We start from the raw sequence: 14,790 nt of genomic DNA on the forward strand, positions 1-14,790 counted from the left end.
CTCGGGTATTGCGGTGATATCAGTTTGATTTTCCTTGGCAAACTCAAAACACACTCGATACTGAATAAAAAAACACTCAAAAGACATTCACATTTCGCCGTTTATGTGGTTAATTAGCGCACATACTGTGTGATTCGCGTCCTGGGGGGGTGCCAGTCTCACAAAATAAACCGCCTGCTCTTGTCCGTAAGCAGGGAGCAGGCGGCAAAAAGATCCGCGGCCAGCACCAGGGCCATTGGCAGCGCCGGGGATTATCCTTCAAGCTTCTCTTGTCGCGCATCTTCTTTGCAGTGCCTTCTTTTTCCACGCTCTCCACTTTCTGTTGTAACCGTCGCCCTTTGAATCTCACTCTGAGTTATTGCAGAACGCAGTTGCTCCTGTCAGCCGAGTCGCCAAAACGGCCTGTCCGCATGCCCCGCCGGCGCAAATCCAAGGAGGAACCGGAGTCGCGCAGAGAGTCTCTGCGCGATCCGGGATGGGATAAGGCGGGGCTATCGAGAGGGAGACGGCCCCGGCCGACGCCGGATTTGGCGGTCGGCAAGGTCACTATAAGCGGGGGGCTTGTCGACGCCAGCATCGGCGTTCAGCATTGCGCGGCCGCTCCAGCGTTTTCTTCACGCGGCGGCAAACGTTGCCGCTTATTGCGCACCGCGTCCCAGATAACCGTCCCAGTCTTTCCACACCGGCTGCAGCCCGGCGTTGCTGATGGCCTCGGCGACCTGCTGCGGCGTGCGGCCGTCGTGCGGTTCGAACTGTTCCAGCTCCGGCGGCACGTCATCGGCATAGCCGCCGGGCTGCGTCTTGGAGCCGGCGCTGACGCTGTTGATCGCCACCGGGATCATATGATCGCGGAAGTACGGCGACTCACGCGTAGACAGTGACAGCTCAACGTCCGGCGCGAACAGCCGGAAGGCGCAGATCAGCTGCACCAGTTGAGGCTCGCTCATGATCGACGCCGGTTCAATGCCGCCGGCGCAGGGGCGCAGACGCGGGAACGAGATCGAGTAGCGGCTCTGCCAGTAAGTTTGCTGCAGGTAGAACAGATGTTCCGCCAGCAGGTAACAGTCGGTGCGCCAGCTGTTGGAGAGGCCGATCAACGCGCCGAGGCCGATCTTGTCGATCCCGGCGCGCCCCAGGCGATCCGGTGTGGCCAGGCGCCAATGGAAATCCTGCTTCTGGCCGCGCAGGTGATGCTGCAGATAGGTGGCCGGATGGTAGGTTTCCTGGTACACCAGCACGCCGTCCAGGCCCAGCGTTTTCAGCTCGGCGTACTCGTCCTGCGCCAGCGGCTGCACTTCCATCATCAGCGAGCTGAAGTGGCTGCGGATCGCCGGAATGTGCCGGCGGAAATAGTTCATGCCGACCTTGGTCTGATGCTCGCCGGTGACCAGCAACAGGTGTTCGAACCCCAGCGCCTTGATGGCTTCGCACTCGCGTGCGATCTCCGCCGCATCCAGCGTTTTGCGCTTGATGCGGTTGCTCATCGAAAAGCCGCAGTAGGTGCAGTCGTTGGCGCACAGGTTAGAGAGGTACAGCGGCACATAGAAGCTAACGACGTTGCCGAACCGCTGACGGGTCAGCTGCTGCGCGCGCTGCGCCAGCGGTTCCAGATACGGCGCGGCGGCGGGGGAGATCAGCGCCATAAAGTCGTCGCGCGTCAGCTTGTCGGCGTTCAACGCGCGTTCCACGTCGCGCGCGGTTTTGCCGTTGATGCGCAGCGTAATATCGTCCCAATCCAGCTGTTGCCAGCGGCTACTGAAATCGTCGCCCATCACTGCGCCTCCTCTGGCAGGCTGAGGAAGGCGGTCAGCGGGCTGGAGGCGACCGCCCCGCGCTGGCTGGCGCCCAGTCCGGCGTTGCGCGCCAGTTCGCCGGCCTCCAGCGCCTGACGAAACGCCCGCGCCATTTGCACCGGGTCGCGCGCCACGGCGATGGCGGTATTCACCAACACCGCGTCGGCGCCCAGCTCCATCGCTTCCAGCGCGTGGCTCGGCGCGCCGATGCCGGCGTCGACCACCACCGGCACTTTGGCCTGTTCGATGATGATCTCGAGGAAGTCGCGGGTGCGCAGACCGCGGTTGGAGCCGATAGGGGCGCCGAGCGGCATCACCGCCGCGCAGCCCGCTTCTTCCAGCCGTTTACACAGCACCGGATCGGCGCCGCAATAGGGCAGCACGACAAAACCGTCTTTCACCAGCGTTTCCGCCGCCTTCAGCGTTTCTATCGGATCAGGCAGCAGGTATTTCACATCGGGATGGATCTCCAGCTTTACCCAGCGGGTGCCGAGCGCTTCACGCGCCAGCCGGGCGGCGAACACCGCTTCGGCGGCGGTTTTGGCGCCGGAGGTGTTGGGCAACAGCCTGACGCCCAACTGCTGCAGCGGCGCCAAAATGGCGTCGTTGCCGCCGCGCAGATCGACGCGCTTCATGGCCATGGTCACCAGCTGTGAACCGGAGGCCGCCAGCGCCTCCAGCATCAATGCCGGGGTGGCGAACTTGCCGGTGCCGGTGAACAGGCGCGAGGTAAAAGTGGTATCGGCGATTTTCAGCATGTCAGCCTCCGGCGATCGCTTGAAACAGTAAAATATCGTCACCGTCCTGCACCTGGTGGTCGGCCCAGTCGGCGCGCGGGATGATGGTTTGGTTTATCGCCAGCGCGGTGCCCGGCTGGTGGCGTTCCAGCTGGGTCAGCAGGGCGGCGACGCTGAGCGGCTGCGCCAGCTCCAGCGGCTGATCGTTAAGACGGATCTTCATGCCGCGCCTCCGCATACCGGGCAGGCGCGGGCCTGGCTCAGTTGCAGCGTGCTCCAACTCTGCCGCTTGCCGTCGAACAGCCGCAGTTTCCCGCTGAGGGAGGAAGGCATGCCGGCCAGCATCTTGATGGCCTCCAGCGCTTGCAGAGTGCCGATCACGCCGACCACCGGGCCGAGTACCCCGGCGGTGCGGCAGTTGCGCTGCGGCTCTTCCTGCTCCGGGTACAGGCAGGCGTAACAGCCGTGCGCATAGGGCGGCTCGAGCACCAGCAGCTGGCCGCTGAAGCCGACCGCGCTGCCGCTGATCAGCGGCTTGGCGGCGGCGATGCAGGCGGCGTTGACCTCATGGCGGGTCGCCATATTGTCGCAGCAGTCCAGCACCAAATCGGCGCGGGTGACCGCGTCGCGCAGCGCTTGCCCTTGCAGCCGCTGCGCCAGCGGGATGGATTCCACCAATGGGTTCAGCGCCTGCAGATGGCGTTGCGCCAGCGCCGCCTTACCGGTGGCGGTATCGGCGCTGCGGTAGAGGATTTGCCGCTGCAGGTTGGTGACGTGCAGCTGGTCGTCGTCGGCCAACAGCAGCGTGCCGACGCCGGCGGCGGCCAGGTACAACGAAGCCGGGGAGCCGAGCCCGCCCAAACCGACGATCAGCACCGTGGCGCGCTTGAGTTTCTCCTGGCCTTCCGGGCCGACGTCCTCCAGCAGCAGTTGGCGGCTGTAGCGCAGGAATTCCTGATCGTTAAGCATCGTTCGGATCCTCGCCTTCGATCAGCCGCAGCAGCTCGGCCGTCGCCGCGCGCCAGTCCGGCGCCTGGGTGATGGCGCTGACCACCGCGACGCTGCCAACGCCGCACGCCAGCACCGCCGGTACGCGATCGATACTGATCCCGCCGATCGCCACCGTCGGGTAATCCGCCAGGCCGGCGATGTGGCGTTTCAACTCCGTCAGCCCCTGCGGCGCCGAAGGCATGTCTTTGGTTTGGGTGGGGAAGATGTGCCCCAGCGCGATGTAGGACGGTTTCACCGCCAGCGCGCGCGCCAGTTCGGCGTCGTCATGGGTGGACACGCCGAGCCGCAACCCGGCGCGGTGAATGGCAGCCAGATCGGTGGTATCAAGATCTTCCTGGCCCAGATGCACGCCGTAGGCGCCGTGCTTGATCGCCAGCCGCCAGTAGTCGTTAATGAACAGCCGCGCCTGATAACGCTGGCCCAGCGCGATGGCGGCGGCGATATCCTCTTCGACCTGCTCGTCAGGCAAATCCTTGATGCGCAGCTGGATGGTGGTGACGCCGGCCTCAAGCAGGCGAGCGATCCATTCCACGCTGTCGACGACCGGGTAGAGCCCCAGTTTGTAGGGCGTCGCCGGGAAGGGGGTCGTGATATCAGTCATTGCTTGTCTCCTCTTGCAGCGTGCCGGCGCTGTGATACAGCTCGCTGCCGCGGGCGCGGAACTCGGCGGACATTTTCTCCATGCCGGTCAGTTGCACTTCGATCGGCTTGGCGACCTCCTGGGCGGCGGCGTAGTCGCGCACCTCCTGCGAAATCTTCATCGAGCAGAATTTCGGCCCGCACATCGAGCAGAAGTGGGCGACCTTGCCGGATTCCTGCGGCAGGGTTTCGTCGTGATAGGCGCGCGCGGTGGCCGGATCGAGCGCCAGATTGAACTGATCTTCCCAGCGGAATTCGAAACGCGCCTTGGACATGGCGTTATCGCGGATCTGCGCGCCCGGATGGCCTTTGGCCAGATCGGCGGCGTGAGCGGCGATCTTGTAGGTGATCAGGCCCTGTTTGACGTCTTCTTTGTTCGGCAGGCCGAGGTGCTCTTTCGGCGTGACGTAACACAGCATGGCGCAGCCGAACCAGCCGATCATCGCCGCGCCGATGCCGGAAGTGAAATGGTCATAGCCCGGGGCGATATCGGTGGTCAGCGGGCCGAGGGTGTAGAACGGCGCTTCGTGGCAATGTTCCAGCTCTTCGGTCATGTTGCGGCGGATCATCTGCATCGGCACGTGGCCCGGGCCTTCGATCATCACCTGCACGTCGTATTCCCAGGCGATTTTGGTCAGCTCGCCCAGCGTATGCAGCTCTGCGAACTGGGCCTCGTCGTTGGCGTCCTGAATCGAGCCGGGGCGCAGGCCGTCGCCGAGCGACAGCGAAACGTCGTAGGCGGCGCAGATCTCGCAGATTTCGCGGAAGTGCTGATAGAGGAAGTTTTCCTGATGGTGCGACAGACACCATTTGGCCATGATCGAGCCGCCGCGCGACACGATGCCGGTCAGGCGTTTGGCGGTCATCGGCACGTAGCGCAGCAGCACGCCGGCGTGGATGGTGAAATAATCGACCCCTTGTTCAGCCTGTTCCAGCAGCGTATCGCGGAACATCTCCCAGGTGAGGTTTTCTGCCACGCCGTTGACCTTCTCCAGTGCCTGGTAGATCGGCACGGTGCCGATGGGCACCGGGCTGTTGCGCAGGATCCACTCGCGGGTTTCGTGAATATAGCGGCCGGTGGAGAGATCCATCACGGTGTCCGCGCCCCAGCGGGTGGCCCACACCAGCTTCTCCACCTCTTCTTCGATCGACGAGGTGACCGCCGAGTTGCCGATATTGGCGTTCACCTTCACCAGGAAATTGCGGCCGATGATCATCGGCTCCGCCTCCGGATGGTTGATGTTGGCGGGAATGATGGCGCGGCCGGCGGCCACTTCCTGGCGCACGAACTCCGGCGTGATGTTGTCCGGCAGGTTGGCGCCCCAGCTTTGGCCCGGATGCTGGTGGCGCAGCACCTCGCCGCGAATGCGCTCGCGCCCCATGTTTTCACGGATGGCGATAAACTCCATCTCTGGGGTGACGATGCCGGCGCGGGCATAGTGCAGCTGGGTCACACGCTTGCCCGGCAGCGCTTTGCGCGGCAGCGGCAGATGCTCGAAGCGCAGGTGATCCAGCCCCTCGTCCGCCAGCCGCTGCTGGGTGAAGCCGGAGCTGGCGCCGCTCAGGGTCGCAGTATCGCCGCGCGCGTCGATCCAGCCGGCACGCAGTTTGGCCAGGCCGGCGTGCACATCGAGCTTGGCCTGCGGATCGCCGTAGGGGCCGGCGGTGTCATATACCGGGATCGCCTCGTTGGGTTCATACTGCGGGCTATCTTTGCTGCCGCCGACCAGGGTCGGACTGAGCTGAATTTCGCGCATCGGCACCTGGATATCGCGGCGCGAGCCCTGCAGGTAGATGCGGCGTGAGTTTGGGAAAGCCATGCCTTGCAGCGTGTCGATAAACTGCTGGGCGGCTTCGCGTTGCGCTTTACGGGCGCGCGGTGGATTAACGTTAGACATAGCAAGTTCCTACCAGTGTGTTGGGTTGGGAAAGTTGCTTGTCTGGAGCTCGGAGGGAGTAATGATGGTGGCCGATAAGGCAGGGCGCCCGCAAGGGGAAGGCCGTGCCTATGGCGATAGATTACTCTTGTTCCCTTCGCGGGTATTAACCCGATCAGGTTCCGCGGATCCCGAATTAACGGTCTCAGCCTGGCTGATTCGATGAACAAATCAGGCGCTAGGCACTCCGACAAGATGCCCCCCAGTATAGGAGGGATAAGAAAAAAAACTATAAAATTTTAACGCGCCGGATCCAGTGTCTGGTCCGGCAGCGGTTGCTGCGCGGCTTCCGCTTCCAGTTGGATCAGCTTATCTTCCAGCGCAAAGCGCGCCGCCAGCGTTTCGCCGATATCCGACAAGGCCTGGTGGAATTCCAGACAAACTTCCTGATCGATATCCACTTCGGTATAGCGATCGTGGAACGCCATGATCTGTTCGGTATTGGCCCACAGCTTGGGGTAGATGTTCACCGCCAGCGACATTTTCGGACTGGCTGCGCCTTCCACTTGTTTGATAATTCTGTCATAGATATGAAAATGCCCTGCGGAGAGGTAATCCACCAGGTTGTGGCAAAAGTTCTCCAGCGCTTTTTCATTCAGCGGCGTATGCTTTTCTTTATTCGGTTTGAGGCCTACCAGCGTGCAGTAGGCGACCAGCAACTGCTTGCGGGCCTGAAGCCATTGATCAACTAATTCATTACTACCGCCAACGCGCTGAGTCAGCCTTTCCAAACGGTTGAGCATGTTTGACTCCGTGTAAGTAACAAAAGTAACCGGTAAGTTATTAAAATGTAACAAAGCCGATTTGTAGAGTGCCAGTGAAGCTGAGGTTGTGCAACAACGATATGGAACTTGCATTAACGGGCAATGAAAACGGCTGGTGGATCGTCAGCCATGAAAGCAAACTTTGGTTACCGAACGGTGAATTGCCGTCGGGGACTGCCGCCGCCCTCGGGCTGCAGGGCCATATGGCGCGCGTCATCGGTGAGTGGGAGGGCGCGCCGGTCTGGCTGGTGCGCCAGGCGATGCCGCGGGAGATGGGGTCGGTACGTCAGCTGTTGGATCAGGATCGCGGTCTGTTCCAGCTGGCCGGGCGCGGCGTGCAGCTGGCGGACTTCTACCGCTCCCATCGCTATTGCGGCTACTGCGGCCATGAGATGCACCTCAGCCGCACCGAAAGCGCCTGCCTGTGCGGCCATTGCAAAGAACGCTACTACCCGCAGATCGCGCCCTGCGTGATCGTCGCCATTCGGCGCGAGGATCAGATCCTGCTGGCGCAGCACGTGCGCCATCGCGGCGGCATTCACACGGTGCTGGCCGGCTTCGTCGAAGTGGGCGAAACGCTGGAGCAAGCGGTGGCGCGCGAAGTGATGGAAGAGAGCAATATTGAAATCAAGAACCTGCGCTACGTCACGTCACAACCCTGGCCGTTTCCGCACTCGCTGATGATGGCCTTTATGGCCGATTACCACCAGGGTGAGATTCGTCACGATCCCAAGGAGCTGCTCAATGCCGGCTGGTATCGTTACGACCAACTGCCGCTGTTGCCGCCGCCCGGCACCGTGGCGCGCCGGTTGATTGAGGACACCGTGGCGCTGTGCCGGGCAGAATAATGTACAATGGCCGGCAGATTATTAAGGGAGCCCCATAAATGACTGAGTTGAAGAACGATCGTTACCTGCGCGCGCTGTTGCGCCAGCCGGTGGATGTGACCCCCGTATGGATGATGCGCCAGGCCGGTCGTTATTTACCGGAGTACAAGGCGACTCGCGCCCAGGCCGGTGATTTCATGTCGCTGTGCAAGAACGCGGAGCTGGCCTGTGAGGTTACGCTGCAGCCGCTGCGCCGCTATGCGCTGGACGCCGCCATCCTGTTCTCCGATATTCTCACCATTCCCGACGCCATGGGGCTCGGCCTGTACTTTGAAGCCGGCGAAGGCCCGCGTTTCAGCTCCCCCGTCACCTGCCGCGCCGACGTCGACAAACTGCCGGTGTTCGATCCGGAAGTGGAGCTGGGCTATGTGATGAACGCGGTGCGCACCATTCGCCGCGAGCTGAAGGGCGAAGTGCCGCTGATCGGCTTCTCCGGCAGCCCGTGGACGCTGGCTACCTATATGGTTGAGGGCGGCAGCAGCAAGGCCTTCACCAAGCTGAAGAAGATGATGTATGCCGAACCGGCCACGCTGCACCTGTTGCTGGACAAGCTGGCGGACAGCGTGATCCTGTATCTCAATGCCCAGATCAAGGCCGGCGCGCAGTCGGTGATGGTGTTCGACACCTGGGGCGGCGTGCTGACCGGGCGCGATTACCGCGAGTTCTCGTTGCACTACATGCACAAGATCGTCGATGGCCTGCTGCGTGAAAATGACGGCCGCCGCGTGCCGGTGACGCTGTTTACCAAAGGCGGTGGGCAGTGGTTGGAGGCGATGGCCGCCACCGGCTGCGATGCGCTGGGGCTGGACTGGACCACCGATATCGCCGACGCGCGTCGGCGCGTGGGCGACAAAGTGGCGCTGCAGGGCAATATGGATCCGTCGATGCTTTATGCTTCTCCGGCGCGCATCGCGGACGAAGTGGAGACCATTCTGGCCGGTTTCGGCCACGGCAACGGTCATGTGTTCAACCTGGGCCACGGCATCCATCAGGATGTGCCACCGGAGCACGCCGGGGCCTTCGTCGAGGCGGTACACGCGCAGTCGGCGAAATACCACCGTTAAGGATCCGATGTGACCGATATGGCGGCTCTGCGCGCCGAACAGCTGCGGCGCGCCGCTGAAGTCATTCGCTACGACGATCTGCCGGCCGAACTGCCGGCGTTCATCGCCGGCGCCGATGTGGGCTTCGAGCAAGAGGGCGCGGTGACGCGCGCCGCCATCGCCATCCTGCGCTATCCGTCGCTGGAGCTGGTGGAGTATCAGGTGGCGCGCATCGCTACCGTCATGCCTTATATCCCGGGTTTCCTGTCGTTTCGCGAATACCCGGCGCTGCTGGCCGCCTGGGCGCAGCTGCGGCAAAAACCGGGGCTGATCTTCGTTGATGGCCACGGCGTTTCACATCCGCGGCGCCTTGGCGTCGCCAGCCATTTCGGCCTGCTGGTCGATGTGCCGACCATCGGCGTGGCCAAGAAGCGCCTGTGCGGCAAATTCGCGCCGCTGGACGCCGCCGTCGGCGCGCTGGCGCCGTTGGAAGATAAGGGTGAACAGCTGGGTTGGGTATGGCGCAGCAAGGCGCGTTGCAACCCGCTGTTCATCTCTACCGGTCACCGCGTGGGCGCCGACAGCGCGCTGGCGTGGGTGCAGCGCTGCATGGCGGGCTACCGTTTGCCGGAGCCGACCCGTTGGGCCGACGCCATTGCTTCGCGCCGTCCGGCGTTTCAGCGGTGGTTGCAGCAGCATCCGGAGGTGTCGCCATGAGCGATTTCGGGTACACTGCGCCGCAGATAACGCGTAAGAGAGTAAAGCATGCTACGTAACCCGATTCATTTACGTCTGGAACGGCTCGAGGGCTGGCAACATTTGACCTTTATGGCCAGTTTGTGCGAGCGTATGTACCCGAATTACCAGATGTTCTGCAAACAGACCGAGTTCGGCGATCCGGCGGTTTATCGCCGCATTCTGGATTTGGTGTGGGAAACGCTGGTGGTGAAGGACGCCAAGGTCAACTTCGACAGCCAGCTCGAGAAGTTGGAAGAGGCGATTCCGTCGGCGGAAGATTACGATCTTTACGGCGTTTACCCGGCAATTGATGCCTGTATCGCATTAGGGGAACTGATCCATTCGCGGCTCGGCGGGGAGACGCTGGAGCACGCCATCGCCATCAGCGAAACATCGATTCGCACCGTGGCGATGTTGGAAATGACCCAAGCCGGTAAGGAAATGACCGACGAAGAGTTGGAAAGTTTGCCTGCGGTAGAGGAAGAATGGGACATTCAATGGGAAATTTTCCGCCTGTTGGACGCCTGTGAAGAGCGCGACATAGACCTGATCAAGGGGCTGCGATCCGACCTGCGGGAGGCGGGGGTCAGCAACATCGGGATAAATTTAGCGCAATAAGGCAACAAAACGTGATTTAACGCCTGATTTGTCATGCCTTAAGGCTTCACATCCGCACCCTGTCTGGTCTACATTTGGGGGGCGTAAAAAAAGTGGCTATCGGTGCGTGTATGCAGGAGAGTGCTGTCAATCGGCATATCCGTCGCACTCGATGCTTTGCAAACGATAAACACACTGTAAGGATAACTTATGAACAAGACTCAACTGATTGATGTAATCGCGGACAAGGCTGACCTTTCCAAAGCACAAGCTAAACTGGCTCTGGAATCCACCCTGGCTGCAATTACTGAGTCTCTGAAAGAAGGTGATGCAGTACAATTGGTTGGCTTCGGTACTTTCAAAGTAAACCATCGTAGCGAGCGCACTGGCCGCAACCCACAGACTGGCAAAGAAATCAAAATCGCAGCAGCCAACGTGCCTGCGTTCGTTTCTGGCAAAGCACTGAAAGACGCCGTTAAATAAGACCGCGCCTCGGTGAAAAGATTAAACAGGGGGGCGATGGCGCCCCTTTTGTTTACTCGTCGGGCGCTCATGGCCGTTGGCATCGCCGTCGGCCTGAGCGCCTGCAGTTTCCATTCCGATATCCCCAGTTTTACCGCCAGCGGCTTCGTGGCCGATCAGGGCGTGATACGTCTGTGGCGTAAAGACGATGAGCAACATCGTCCGCAAGTGTTGGTCAGCGTCTACAGCCCTTACCGCGGCCCGGGCACCATTACCACGCTGTACACCTATCAGGGCGACGTGCTGCGCCAAATCAAACGTAACGACGCCGACGGCGATCGAGATTCCATTCAGCTGCGCTTTGCCGACGACGGCACGGTGAGCTTTATGCAGCGCCAACTGGCGACACGCCGCGAACCGCTGACCCGCGATGAAATTGCCCTGTATCAATATCAGGCGCGACGGATCCTCGAAGTGAGCAATGCGCTGCGCGCCGGCAAGGTGAAATTGCTGCAGGGGCGTTGGATGCAGGGCGAGGTGCAAACCTGCGACGGCCAAAGCATGAAACCGGGACTGGATGCCGCCTCCATCGTCTGGATCGAGAAGCGTGCCCGCAGCAGCAGCCGGCCGGTGAGCGTCGCCTGGCTGGAAGCGCCGGAAGGCAGCGAACTGCTGCTGGTGGCGAACGACGATTTCTGCAGCTGGGAACCGAAAGAAGACCAACTATAAAAAAGGCCCCGCGCTGCGGAGCCTCTTGTCATGACCATGAAAGGTCAAATTATTTGCCGCGCGCAATCGCGCGATAACCGATATCTTTGCGGCAGAAGCTGCCCGGCCACTGGATGCCTTCCGCCAGCTGATAAGCGCGTTGCTGCGCCTGCGCCACGGTGTCGCCCAGCGCCGTCACGCACAGCACGCGGCCGCCGCTGGTGACGACGTCATCGCCCTGCAGGCGCGTACCGGCGTGGAAGACCTTACCGTCGGCGCTTTCCTGCTGCGGTAGCCCCTGGATAACCTCACCGTTGCGATAGTCGCCCGGATAACCGCCGGCTGCCAGCACCACGCCGAGCGCAGGGCGTTCGTCCCAGTCAGAGCTTTTCTCATTCAGACGGCCTTCGGCACCCGCCAGGCACAGCTCCACCAGATCGGAGCGCAGGCGCAGCATGATCGGCTGAGTTTCCGGATCGCCAAAACGGCAGTTGAATTCGATCACCTTCGGCTGGCCGTCGGCGGAGATCATCAGGCCGGCGTACAGGAAGCCGACGTAGGTATTGCCTTCCGCCGCCATGCCGCGCACCGTCGGCCAGATCACCTGGTCCATGGCGCGCTGGTGGATTTCGTCGGTCACGACCGGCGCCGGAGAGTAGGCCCCCATGCCGCCGGTGTTCGGGCCGGTATCGCCGTCGCCGACGCGCTTGTGGTCCTGGCTGGTGGCCATCGGCACCACGTTCTCGCCATCGACCATCACGATGAAGCTGGCTTCTTCGCCGTCGAGGAACTCTTCCACTACGATGCGATGACCGGCGTCGCCGAAGGCGTTGCCGGCCAGCATGTCACGCACGGCTTCTTCCGCTTCCTGCAGCGTCATCGCGACGATCACGCCTTTACCGGCCGCCAGGCCATCAGCCTTGATGACGATCGGCGCGCCTTTGCGGCGCACATAGGCCAGCGCCGGCTCCACCTCGGTGAAGTTTTCATATTCGGCGGTCGGGATGCGGTGGCGCGCCAGGAAATCTTTGGTGAAGGCTTTGGAGCCTTCTAGCTGCGCGGCGGCCTGTGATGGGCCGAAGATTTTCAGACCGGCGGCCTGGAAGGCGTCGACCACGCCGATCACCAGCGGCGCTTCCGGCCCAACGATGGTCAGACCAATGTCATGGCTCTGGGCGAACGCGACCAGGGCGGGGATGTCGGTGGCGGCGATCGCCACGTTTTCCAGATTGGCTTCCAGCGCGGTGCCGGCATTACCCGGCGCGACGTAGACTTTGTCCGCCAGCGGAGACTGGGCGGCTTTCCAGGCCAGCGCGTGTTCGCGCCCGCCGTTGCCGATAATCAAAATGTTCATCAGGGGCTCCACGAATGGCGTGCGCCGGAGCGCACGCGGCAAAAGGAATTAATGGCGGAAGTGACGCATGTCGGTGAAGATCATCGCGATGCCGTGTTCGTTGGCGGCGGCGATCACTTCGTCGTCGCGGATTGAGCCGCCAGGCTGGATCACGCAGGTGATGCCAACCGCCGCGGCGGCATCGATGCCGTCGCGGAACGGGAAGAAGGCGTCGGAGGCCATGGCGGAGCCTTTCACTTCCAGCCCTTCGTCGCCCGCTTTGATGCCGGCGATTTTGGCGGAGTAAACGCGGCTCATCTGGCCGGCGCCTATGCCGATGGTCATGTTGTCACGCGCATAAACGATGGCGTTGGATTTCACGAACTTGGCCACTTTCCAGCAGAACAGCGCATCACGCAGTTCCTGCTCGGTCGGCTGGCGCTCGGATACCACGCGCAGATCGGCGGCGGTTACCATGCCCAGATCGCGATCCTGCACCAGCAGGCCGCCGTTGACGCGCTTGAAGTCCAGCCCCGCCACGCGTTGCTGCCACTGGCCGCAGGCCAGCACGCGCACGTTCTGTTTGGCGGCCAGCAGGGAGCGCGCTTCCTGGGTGACGTTTGGCGCGATGATCACTTCCACGAATTGGCGGCTGATGATCGCCTGCGCGGTGGCGGCGTCCAGCTCGCGGTTAAAGGCGATGATGCCGCCGAAGGCGGAGGTCGGGTCGGTTTGGTAAGCGCGCTCGTAGGCGGCCAGAATGTCGTCGCCGATCGCCACGCCGCAAGGGTTGGCGTGCTTGACGATCACGCAGGCCGGTTCGGCGAACTCTTTCACGCATTCCAGCGCGGCGTCGGTATCGGCGATGTTGTTATAGGACAGCGCTTTGCCCTGCAGCTGCTCGGCGGTTGCGACGGACGCTTCCTTCACCTCTTCCTCTATATAGAAGGCGGCCTGCTGGTGGCTGTTCTCACCGTAGCGCATATCCTGCTTCTTGATGTAGTTGAGGTTCAGGGTTCGCGGGAAGCGGCCGGACGGCTGTTCGGTCTCGCCGTGGTACGCCGGCACCAGCGCGCCGAAGTAGTTGGCGATCATGCTGTCGTAGGCGGCGGTGTGTTCGAAGGCTTTGATGGCGAGATCGAAGCGGGTGGCATAGCGCAGCGAGCCGTCGTTGTTGTCCATCTCGGTAATGATGGCGGCGTAGTCGCTGCTTTTCACCACGATGGCGACGTCTTTATGGTTCTTGGCGGCGGAGCGCACCATGGTCGGGCCGCCGATATCGATATTTTCAACCGCGTCTTCCAGCGAGCAATCCGGGCGCGCCACGGTTTGGGCGAACGGGTACAGATTGACGACCACCATGTCGATAGGCTGGATGTCATGCTGATTCATGACGGCGTCGTCCTGGCCGCGGCGGCCGAGAATGCCGCCGTGGACTTTCGGGTGCAGGGTCTTAACTCGTCCGTCCATCATCTCCGGGAAGCCGGTGTAGTCGGAAACTTCGGTAACGGGCAGACCGGCGTCTGCCAGCAGACGAGCGGTGCCGCCGGTGGAGAGCAGTTCAACGCCGCGCTGGGAAAGCGCTTCGGCGAATTCAACGATACCGGTTTTGTCAGACACGCTGAGCAGGGCCCGGCGGATTGGACGAGGTTGTTGCATGGTTTTATCCCTTGGCTTTGAGTCGCAATTAAAGAGCGTTACGTGAATGTCCACCTCATTCTCTCTATAAGGAAGGGTTTTTTGCCTTATAAAGGGAGGGTCAGGCACATATTCAGGTAGCGCCCCCATAAAAAGGGGGATCGTTTCGTCGCGGGGAATTGTAGCGAAAACGTTTGCGTGGCGCTCGTAAATTTTCCGTGCAAATCGCATCTGTGGATAACACTGTGTGCAAGTGGGTATAAGGCGGGGTTTTGCTGTGGAATGCAGCGAACGATCGTTTTTGCTGAAAATACCTGTTGCGGCCTGCGAGGAACTCCCTATAATGCGCCTCCATCGACACGGAACATGTGAACAACTTCACAGAGTCTCCGGGGGTCGCAGAGAAAAAATCCTGAAAATTAGGGTTGACTCTGAAAGAGGAAAGCGTAATATACGCCACCTCGAGTTAGCAAGAGAAAGCGCCTAACTCACTGCTCTTTAAT

At 61.6% G+C, this 14,790-nt stretch carries 15 protein-coding genes and 1 riboswitch; of the genes, 6 read left to right on the forward strand and 9 right to left on the reverse strand.

The window, feature by feature from the left end:
* Positions 1-638: 638 nt before the first annotated feature.
* From thiH to ACP39K_RS23860, 7 genes are all read right to left on the reverse strand, one after another.
* Positions 639-1,772, reverse strand: a complete 1,134-nt coding sequence (thiH, locus tag ACP39K_RS23830) for a 2-iminoacetate synthase ThiH (RefSeq protein ID WP_048796954.1) — start codon at positions 1,770-1,772, stop codon at positions 639-641.
* Positions 1,772-2,551, reverse strand: a complete 780-nt coding sequence (locus ACP39K_RS23835) for a thiazole synthase (RefSeq protein WP_060445405.1) — start codon at positions 2,549-2,551, stop codon at positions 1,772-1,774. Before ACP39K_RS23835 ends, thiH begins: the two co-directional genes overlap by 1 nt.
* A gap of 1 nt (position 2,552) precedes the next feature.
* Entirely contained in the window at positions 2,553-2,753 is a 201-nt protein-coding gene (gene thiS / locus ACP39K_RS23840) for a sulfur carrier protein ThiS (RefSeq protein ID WP_016929423.1), read from the reverse strand.
* Positions 2,750-3,499 carry a HesA/MoeB/ThiF family protein gene (locus ACP39K_RS23845; protein WP_048796956.1) on the reverse strand — a complete coding sequence of 250 codons (750 nt, stop codon included), beginning with the start codon at positions 3,497-3,499 and terminating at the stop codon, positions 2,750-2,752. The genes thiS and ACP39K_RS23845 overlap by 4 nt, the downstream gene beginning before the upstream one ends.
* Positions 3,492-4,142 (reverse strand): thiamine phosphate synthase, encoded by a 651-nt coding sequence (gene thiE, locus ACP39K_RS23850; protein WP_016929422.1) that lies wholly within the window; start codon positions 4,140-4,142, stop codon positions 3,492-3,494. The genes ACP39K_RS23845 and thiE overlap by 8 nt, the downstream gene beginning before the upstream one ends.
* Positions 4,135-6,078: a phosphomethylpyrimidine synthase ThiC gene (thiC, locus tag ACP39K_RS23855; RefSeq protein ID WP_330765426.1), complete on the reverse strand. Its 1,944-nt coding sequence runs from the start codon at positions 6,076-6,078 to the stop codon at positions 4,135-4,137. The genes thiE and thiC overlap by 8 nt, the downstream gene beginning before the upstream one ends.
* Positions 6,079-6,192: 114 nt before the next feature.
* Positions 6,193-6,317, reverse strand: a riboswitch (TPP riboswitch).
* A 39-nt stretch (positions 6,318-6,356) separates the two neighbouring features.
* Entirely contained in the window at positions 6,357-6,860 is a 504-nt protein-coding gene (locus ACP39K_RS23860) for an Rsd/AlgQ family anti-sigma factor (RefSeq protein WP_016929420.1), read from the reverse strand.
* 101 nt (positions 6,861-6,961) lie between these two features.
* On the opposite strand from ACP39K_RS23860, the gene nudC reads away from it, so the two are divergent.
* The 6 genes from nudC to ACP39K_RS23890 all read left to right on the forward strand — a co-directional run bounded on the left by nudC (position 6,962) and on the right by ACP39K_RS23890 (position 11,337).
* On the forward strand, positions 6,962-7,729 hold the full coding sequence (nudC, locus tag ACP39K_RS23865; protein ID WP_028127642.1) for an NAD(+) diphosphatase: 768 nt from the start codon (positions 6,962-6,964) through the stop codon (positions 7,727-7,729).
* A gap of 38 nt (positions 7,730-7,767) precedes the next feature.
* Entirely contained in the window at positions 7,768-8,832 is a 1,065-nt protein-coding gene (gene hemE, locus ACP39K_RS23870) for a uroporphyrinogen decarboxylase (RefSeq protein WP_016929418.1), read from the forward strand.
* 9 nt (positions 8,833-8,841) lie between these two features.
* Positions 8,842-9,528 (forward strand): deoxyribonuclease V, encoded by a 687-nt coding sequence (gene nfi, locus ACP39K_RS23875; protein ID WP_161544316.1) that lies wholly within the window; start codon positions 8,842-8,844, stop codon positions 9,526-9,528.
* 48 nt (positions 9,529-9,576) lie between these two features.
* Entirely contained in the window at positions 9,577-10,167 is a 591-nt protein-coding gene (locus ACP39K_RS23880) for a YjaG family protein (protein ID WP_004929875.1), read from the forward strand.
* Positions 10,168-10,356: 189 nt separating this feature from the next.
* Positions 10,357-10,629 (forward strand): nucleoid-associated protein HU-alpha, encoded by a 273-nt coding sequence (hupA, locus tag ACP39K_RS23885; protein ID WP_004929874.1) that lies wholly within the window; start codon positions 10,357-10,359, stop codon positions 10,627-10,629.
* Between the two features lie 36 nt (positions 10,630-10,665).
* Positions 10,666-11,337, forward strand: a complete 672-nt coding sequence (locus tag ACP39K_RS23890) for a DUF1481 domain-containing protein (RefSeq protein ID WP_028127643.1) — start codon at positions 10,666-10,668, stop codon at positions 11,335-11,337.
* 49 nt (positions 11,338-11,386) lie between these two features.
* Here the strand turns inward: ACP39K_RS23890 and purD are convergent, their stop codons facing one another.
* Positions 11,387-12,670, reverse strand: coding sequence for a phosphoribosylamine--glycine ligase (purD, locus tag ACP39K_RS23895; RefSeq protein ID WP_015376331.1), 1,284 nt, complete (start codon positions 12,668-12,670; stop codon positions 11,387-11,389).
* Between the two features lie 48 nt (positions 12,671-12,718).
* Positions 12,719-14,308 carry a bifunctional phosphoribosylaminoimidazolecarboxamide formyltransferase/IMP cyclohydrolase gene (gene purH, locus ACP39K_RS23900; protein WP_089185200.1) on the reverse strand — a complete coding sequence of 530 codons (1,590 nt, stop codon included), beginning with the start codon at positions 14,306-14,308 and terminating at the stop codon, positions 12,719-12,721.
* Between the last annotated feature and the right edge of the window lie 482 nt (positions 14,309-14,790).

The sequence above is a fragment of the Serratia sp. EC4 genome (genome assembly GCF_059652115.1).

Coding starts and splice junctions, on each gene's coding strand:
- thiH (WP_048796954.1), bottom strand. CDS start 1,772: ATGGGCGACGATTTCAGTAGCCGCTGGCAACAGCTGGATTGGGACGAT.
- ACP39K_RS23835 (WP_060445405.1), bottom strand. CDS start 2,551: ATGCTGAAAATCGCCGATACCACTTTTACCTCGCGCCTGTTCACCGGC.
- thiS (WP_016929423.1), bottom strand. CDS start 2,753: ATGAAGATCCGTCTTAACGATCAGCCGCTGGAGCTGGCGCAGCCGCTC.
- ACP39K_RS23845 (WP_048796956.1), bottom strand. CDS start 3,499: ATGCTTAACGATCAGGAATTCCTGCGCTACAGCCGCCAACTGCTGCTG.
- thiE (WP_016929422.1), bottom strand. CDS start 4,142: ATGACTGATATCACGACCCCCTTCCCGGCGACGCCCTACAAACTGGGG.
- thiC (WP_330765426.1), bottom strand. CDS start 6,078: ATGTCTAACGTTAATCCACCGCGCGCCCGTAAAGCGCAACGCGAAGCC.
- ACP39K_RS23860 (WP_016929420.1), bottom strand. CDS start 6,860: ATGCTCAACCGTTTGGAAAGGCTGACTCAGCGCGTTGGCGGTAGTAAT.
- nudC (WP_028127642.1), top strand. CDS start 6,962: ATGGAACTTGCATTAACGGGCAATGAAAACGGCTGGTGGATCGTCAGC.
- hemE (WP_016929418.1), top strand. CDS start 7,768: ATGACTGAGTTGAAGAACGATCGTTACCTGCGCGCGCTGTTGCGCCAG.
- ACP39K_RS23880 (WP_004929875.1), top strand. CDS start 9,577: ATGCTACGTAACCCGATTCATTTACGTCTGGAACGGCTCGAGGGCTGG.
- hupA (WP_004929874.1), top strand. CDS start 10,357: ATGAACAAGACTCAACTGATTGATGTAATCGCGGACAAGGCTGACCTT.
- ACP39K_RS23890 (WP_028127643.1), top strand. CDS start 10,666: ATGGCGCCCCTTTTGTTTACTCGTCGGGCGCTCATGGCCGTTGGCATC.
- purD (WP_015376331.1), bottom strand. CDS start 12,670: ATGAACATTTTGATTATCGGCAACGGCGGGCGCGAACACGCGCTGGCC.
- purH (WP_089185200.1), bottom strand. CDS start 14,308: ATGCAACAACCTCGTCCAATCCGCCGGGCCCTGCTCAGCGTGTCTGAC.